3 protein-coding genes are annotated in these 7,113 nt (G+C 55.3%); all 3 read right to left on the reverse strand.

Annotation, left to right across the window (positions count from 1 at the left end; translation table 11 throughout):
* Positions 1–80: 80 nt before the first annotated feature.
* A complete protein-coding gene (locus tag AD664_RS04600; protein ID WP_053144694.1) occupies positions 81–860 on the reverse strand; it encodes a thioesterase family protein in 780 nt (259 codons plus the stop codon).
* A gap of 223 nt (positions 861–1,083) precedes the next feature.
* Positions 1,084–1,704: a TetR/AcrR family transcriptional regulator gene (locus AD664_RS04605; RefSeq protein WP_042730455.1), complete on the reverse strand. Its 621-nt coding sequence runs from the start codon at positions 1,702–1,704 to the stop codon at positions 1,084–1,086.
* Positions 1,705–2,822: 1,118 nt separating this feature from the next.
* A complete protein-coding gene (locus AD664_RS04610; protein ID WP_053144697.1) occupies positions 2,823–7,067 on the reverse strand; it encodes a calcium-binding protein in 4,245 nt (1,414 codons plus the stop codon).
* Positions 7,068–7,113 lie beyond the last annotated feature (46 nt).

The raw sequence follows: 7,113 nt of genomic DNA on the forward strand, positions 1-7,113 counted from the left end.
TAAAGTCGAGCGCGACCCCGGCCGTTCCTCGCCGGTTTTCGCCTTGCCTGATCTTCGTCTCAAGACTTTTCAAACAGAGCCTAGGTAAAAATGGCCACGGTTTGACGCGCCCAAAGCACTCGGCGCCCGCTTTCGTCCCAGATCTCCATGTCCTGTAACGAGTAGCCTTCGAAGGCCTGCTGACTGAAGGAGCTGATAAGAAACCATTCGCCGGCCACGGCGGGCTGCGGCAGATCGATTGTCCAGGACGCCGAGCTGATGGCGGCCGGCTCGGTGAAACAGGTCATGGCGGCTGGCGGCAAACTGTCCGCGAGGGCGATCAGGGCCACCGCCGGGTCCACTCCTCGGGCATCCAGATGACGGACCCACATCAATAACTCAGGATGTTTTGCACCGGACACCGGCAGCGAGCCGCCTGCCGGTCGCATCTCGAAGTTGAAGGCGCAGGCCGGCGCAATGGTCCGATCCAGCTCCAGCGTGGCGTACCGCGACGGGCCTTCCACCAAGGGGCAACCCCACGCCTCATGGGTAATCCGGCTGGCCCGTGGCTGCGCAAACAGCAAGGTCGTGCGCAACGCCAGCTCATCACCGGACGTGCAGTCGACCGACACTGAAGTCACGGATCGCCCTTCGCGCAACACGCTTGTGTGGAATGTCTGGGGTTGCGTGACGGGCCCAATGAATGACACCTGCGCAGACTTGAACGGCGGGAAGCCTTCAGGCCGCTCGCGCAAAACCGTCTCCAACGACAATGCCGCCGACAAGCCACCGAAGATCGTTCGACCTTGCTGCCAATTGGCCGGAGCCACAAATGGCACGCCCGGATCAAATTGCGCCAAAACCTCAGCGAAGCGGGTCATATCGACGTTCTCCTACGGAGCTGAACGAGAACCCGCACGAGCGTCGCAAACACATGCCGAAGCTGTATCGAGGGGATCTCTGGATCGTTGAAGCCATACTTATTCAAGTGACTAATTGTGTCAATAGTCACCATGCAGACAAAAAGCGACTTCTCGGTCAGGCACCTACCGAAAGCGAGGAACGTGGTGTGGTTTGGGACGGCTGCGCGCGGCAGCCCTCCGTTCAGGGCATCAGGCTGCGCAGGATGAGGTTCGCGGTCAGCGTCGGCGCAACCTCGACGTGGTCGAGGCTGTACTGCAGCAACAGAGGATTGACGAAAGGTCGGAGGGTCAGGTGGATCGCTTCAACGGTTTCGTCCAGGGGAGTCTTGCGCTCGAACTCACCGCTTTCACGCCCTTCGCGCACCACCTGCACCACGAATTGCTTGATCCGTGCGTCATACACCTGGGAGCTGGGCCAGCGCTCCGACGCGGAGAATGCGGCAATGTCGTAGAGCTTGCGATCATTGAAGAACAGGTCGATTCCGGTGGTGATCAAGGTCTTGACCAGACGGCGAAAGCGCTCTGTCGAAGAGAGCCCTTGCTCGTTGATGGCCTCCTCCACGGCCTCGACGATCTTCGCAAGACAACTGGAGCAAATGGCCTCGCCAATCGCCTGCTTAGAATCGAAGAACTTATAGATGTACGCCTTGGAAAAGCCGATGGCCTTGGCCAAGTCGGACACAGTGGTCTTGGCGTAACCGTATTGACTGAAATGCTCGTTGGCCGCCGCGACAATCTGGTCGCGAATGTCATGATCGGCAGGGCCGCGAGTGCTGGGCGAAGGTGCTGGAGACTGGTTCATAGAAAGCAGCTTACGCATCCCAGCGAGCGATGACAACTTGTGACCACTTACGAATACCGTCACAAGGTAACCATTCGTCAGTTGCATAAGGGATGCGGTGAGTGGTTGCCCTGCGCTCGACCGCACACCCTGCTGTTAAGTCTGCCCGGCCACCTAGCGACCCAACTAAGTCTGCGGCCGTCGATCGGATCGAGATTGGCGCAAATAAAAATTAATTCGCAATAAGCCGCATCAATTTAAAGCGTAGCTCGCAATTGATTCTTTCCAGACAATTGACTAAATATTACACACGCAACACATTAGACGCCGCTGGGACACCACTTCGCGCGCTACGGCAATATATGGTAAGGAATACCAAATACTTGAAGTCAATGACGACTTCCTCTCAGGGAAAGAGCCTGTAACACCTAGCCTTCGCGGCTCCTCCAGCCCGCCCTGCTTTAGGCCTCCTCTACGATTTTTACTACAAAAATCTGAAGCTTTCCGATTAAGCCACGGCATCAATTTGAAATTTTGTTTCTCACTTTTTTTGAGGTCAGCTGCTGCGCAGCAGATTTCACGGTAGAGCGCCTCATATCCATATGAAAGGCGTATGGGCTGGCTTACCGATCGGACTGATCAAACAGATGTCGCCATTTTATCGATCTCAATCAGTCGCCCAATTCATGCTGGAAAGCGGTCGAGTAAAGGGGTAGCGGCTGTAACGCATTTATTGTTTCACTAGCCTATGACAGTGCAGTTCCATATAAGGACATTGCACTCTATGGAATAGCTCATGGTTCTCTACGATTTTCCGTATCGCCCCAACGTGCCCTGAATCCCAGCTTCCGGGAGGAAACGTTAAGAGGCCGAACCCAAACGGCCCACCTCAACATCATCGCAGGTATGTTGACGCTGATATTGGGGCAGACGCCATCAGGGAATCGATACTCATCCTTCGAGTCGCTGACGTCAGTGATCGACGCCCTAGTCGCTTTCCACGGTCATCGTCCTGGCATAAGCGAAGAAACCCTGCTCGCTACGTTTGCGATGGACAAAAAAACTGCCCCCGCCAACGTGCCTGCGCGGGGGCAGCTTATTTAGATACCGCTCAATGTGAAAGGAACGTTTACGGCAACTTACTTCCAGTTTGCTGCCAGTACCGAGTCAAGCTGAGCTCGCTGATCCGTGGTAATGGTCGTTTCAGCACCTGGAGCCACACCAAACGAAGCCATCGTGTCGACCAGACTCTGAACTTGACTATCAAGCAACGTCTTTCCGTCAGACAATTTCATGGCCTCAATGTGATAAACACCCCCTTGATACCAGTTACTGACTGTCAGCTTCTCGTCTCCGCCAACGACGCTTATTTCCAAATCAGACCCACTCCTGCGGAACCAAAGGTCTTGAGGGCTAAGATCCGTCCCAAGCGCTAAGGTATCGCTCATTCCATAGCCTGGATCATACTCATTGACAGTGTCCTGGCCATCGCCGCGGTTAAACAGATAGGTATCCGCGAAGTATCCGCCGGTCAATGTGTCGTCCCCTGCCCCTCCCGACAACGTGTTGTCTCTTGAGTTGCTAGACACCTGAATCACGTCGTTCCCAGCCTCACCGAATAACCGGTTAGTACCGGCTCCGCCGTCAAGCACGTCGTTACCAGCACCGCCATAGATATTGTCATTGCCGTTGGAGCCCGACAGGCTATCGGCTCCTGCTGTGCCTACCTGCCGCAGGCCCTTAGCTGCGATATCCGCCAGAGCCCATGACGTACCGTCGGCGAACTCGACACGCTCAAGCACGCTCTGTGTCACCACAGAAGCACTCGACGTCGCCCCGTCAAACCAGCCTTTAACTTTGACCTGGTCTATACCGTTGCTGTGCATGAACACGACGTCCGCCCCTGACTTGTAAGCTTGGATGTCGCTAGCCAGGATCCCTGTCCCAAACCTCAAGGTATCGATGCCACCATAACCAGGGTCGTACTCGGAGATCGTGTCCTGACCGTCTCCCAGGTTGAACACATAAGTGTCTGAGAAGTAGCCGCCCGTCAGAGTATCGTTACCAGTGCCGCCAACCAGGAGGTTGTCCCTTGAGTTCGTAGCAACCTGGATCAAATCGTTGCCAGCATCACCGAACAGTTGGTTAGTTCCGCCTGCCGCGTCTAGTGTGTCGTCTCCACTTCCGCCGTAGATAATATCGTTACCATTCCAACCGAGCATGGTGTCGGCATTGTCCGTGCCCGTTTGATTCAATCCTGTTGCAACCATGTCGGACCAAGTCCAATACGTGCCATCGGCAAACTCGACACGTTCGATGACGCTTTGACTTACAGAGCTTGTATTCGAGGTCACGCCATCGAACAAGCCTTTGACTGTTATCTGATCAGTCCCGTTTCGATGAAGAAAGGTCAAGTCGAAACCGGTTCTGCGCATGAGGATATCGCTGGCTTGGACTCCGGAACCAAACCGCAAGGTGTCGAGGCCGCCGTAACCCGGATCGTATTCGGAGATCGTGTCCTGGCCATCACCCAAGTTGAACAGATAGGTGTCTGAGAAATAACCACCGGACAACGTATCGTTACCGGTCCCACCGGCCAAGGTGTTATCCCTCGAGTTATAGGCGACTTGGATTACATCATCGCCGGCATCCCCGAACAGTTGGTTGGTACCGGCTCCGCCATCCAAGGTATCGTTTCCACTTCCTCCATGGATGATGTCGTTGCCATTAAAACCAACCAGGTTGTCCGCCCCCGCGTTCCCCGTCTGGCTCAGACCCGCTGCAACCATATCCGACCATGTCCAGAATGTGCCGTCTGCGAATTCAACGCGCTCAATGAGGGTCGAGGTGACGGCGCTCGCATCGCTACCATTGCGGTCGAACACCCCCTTAACCATTAGCTGGTCCGAGCCGTTACGGTGCAGAAACATTAAGTCAGCACCAGTCCGACGTATCACAATGTCGCTGGCGACAATATCGCTGCCAAAACGTAGAGTATCCGTCGCTACGTTACCGCCGTCATACTCGCTGATAGTGTCCTGACCATCACCTAGGTTGAACACGTATGTGTCCGAGAAATAACCACCAGTCAAGACATCGTTACCCGAGCCGCCGGCCAGTGTGTTGTTCCTTGAATTGTAAGCGACTTGAATAACATCATTGCCTGCATCACCGAATAGCTGATTCGTACCGGATCCGCCATCCAGTAGGTCATCACCGTCTCCACCATTGATGCTGTCGTTACCGCTCGACCCCGATAGGCTATCGTTCCCGGCTGTACCGACTTGGCGAAAGCCCTTAGTTGCGATATCAGCCAGAGACCATGAGGTTCCATCAGCGAACTCTACACGTTCGAGTACACTCTGAGTCACGGCAGCCGCACTGGAGCTCGTTCCATCAAACCAGCCTTTGATTCTGACTTGGTCGGTGCCATTGTTGTGCATGAAAACGACGTCAGCGCCTGACTTGTAGGCTTGAATGTCGCTAGCCAGAATCCCCGCCCCGAACCGCAAGGTATCGATGCCACTAAAACCAGCGTCGTATTCCGAGATCGTGTCCTGCCCATCTCCCAAGTTGAACAGATAGGTGTCTGAGAAGTAACCTCCGGTCAACGTATCGTTACCGGTCCCACCGGCCAATATGTTGTCCCTTGAGTTATAGGCGACCTGGATTACATCATCTCCGGCATCTCCAAACAGCTGGTTGGTACCGGTCCCGGCATCCAAGGTATCGTTTCCAGCGCCAGCGTGAATGTTGTCGTTGCCATTGAAACCGACCAAGGCATCGGCGCCCGCCGTGCCCGTCTGGTTCAGACCCGCCGCAACCATGTCCGACCATGTCCAGAACGTGCCGTCGGCGAACTCAACACGCTCAATGAGGGTCGAGGTGATAGCGCTCGCATCGCTACCATTGCGGTCAAACACCCCCTTAACCGTCACTTGGTCCGAGCCATTACGGTGCAGGAACATTAAGTCAGAACCAGTCCGACGCATCACAATGTCGCTGGCGAGAATACCGCTGCCAAAACGCAGGGTGTCCATCGCCGAGTGGCCGGCGTCGTACTCCGTGATAGTGTCCTGGCCATCACCCAGGTTGAATACGTAAGTGTCCGAAAAGTAGCCACCGGTCAATGTGTCGTTACCGGTCCCACCGGCCAATGTGTTATCCCTCGAGTTATAGGCGACTTGGATTACATCATCGCCGGCATCCCCGAACAGTTGGTTGGTACCGGCTCCGCCATCCAAGGTATCGTTTCCACTTCCTCCATGGATGATGTCGTTGCCATTGAAACCAACCAAGTTGTCCGCCCCCGCGGTCCCCGTCTGGCTCAGACCCGCTGCAACCATATCCGACCATGTCCAAGTTGTGCCATCTGCAAACTCAATACGCTCGATGAGAGTCGAGGTTACGGCACTGGCAGCGGAAGTATCGCGGTCAAAGACTTCTTTGACCGTCACTTGGTCCGAGCCGTTACGGTGCAGGAGTACCAAGTCAGAGCCAACACGACGCATCACAATGTCACTGGCGAGAATACCGCTGCCAAAACGCAGGGTGTCAGTCGCCGAGTTGCCGGCGTCGTACTCGGTGATCGTGTCCTGACCATCACCCAGATTGAACACGTAAGTGTCCGAAAAGTAGCCACCTTTCAGCGTGTCCTTTCCAGTACCGCCAGCCAAAATGTTATCTCTAGAGCTAGAAGCGACTTGAATACTGTCGTCCCCTGCATCGCCGTACAGCCGATTGACTCCCGCTCCGCCGTCGATAATGTCATCCCCGTCCCCACCCCGAATGTTGTCGTTCCCCGAACCGCCAGCCAACACATCCCCCAGCTCCGTGCCAACTTGGCCCAAGCTGATGGAGGAAATATCTGAAAATGACCACACTGTGCCGTCGGCGAACTCGATACGCTCAAGAACGCTCTGCGTCACTACAGAAGCACTAGACGTCGTCCCGTCAAACCAGCCTTTGATTCTGACTTGGTCAGTGCCATTGTTGTGCATGAAAACGACGTCAGCGCCTGACTTGTAGGCTTGAATGTCGCTAGCCAGAATCCCCGCCCCGAACCGCAAGGTATCGATGCCACTAAAACCAGCGTCGTATTCCGAGATCGTGTCCTGCCCATCTCCCAAGTTGAACAGATAGGTGTCTGAGAAGTAACCTCCGGTCAACGTATCGTTACCGGTCCCACCGGCCAATATGTTGTCCCTTGAGTTATAGGCGACCTGGATTACATCATCTCCGGCATCTCCAAACAGCTGGTTGGTCCCGTTTCCACCACCCACGGTCTCGTTTCCAGCGCCACCGCTACTGTTGTCGTTGCCATTGAACCCGACCAAGGCATCGGCGCCCGCCGTGCCCGTCTGGTTCAGCCCCGCCGCAACCATGTCCGACCATGTCCAGAACGTGCCGTCGGCGAACTCAACACGCTCA

The organism is Pseudomonas sp. P97.38, from assembly GCF_001269745.1.
GTDB classification, from domain to species: Bacteria; Pseudomonadota; Gammaproteobacteria; order Pseudomonadales; family Pseudomonadaceae; genus Aquipseudomonas; species Aquipseudomonas chlororaphis_E.

Coding starts and splice junctions, on each gene's coding strand:
- AD664_RS04605 (WP_042730455.1), bottom strand. CDS start 1,704: ATGAACCAGTCTCCAGCACCTTCGCCCAGCACTCGCGGCCCTGCCGAT.
- AD664_RS04610 (WP_053144697.1), bottom strand. CDS start 7,067: ATGGTTGCGGCGGGGCTGAACCAGACGGGCACGGCGGGCGCCGATGCC.
- AD664_RS04600 (WP_053144694.1), bottom strand. CDS start 860: ATGACCCGCTTCGCTGAGGTTTTGGCGCAATTTGATCCGGGCGTGCCA.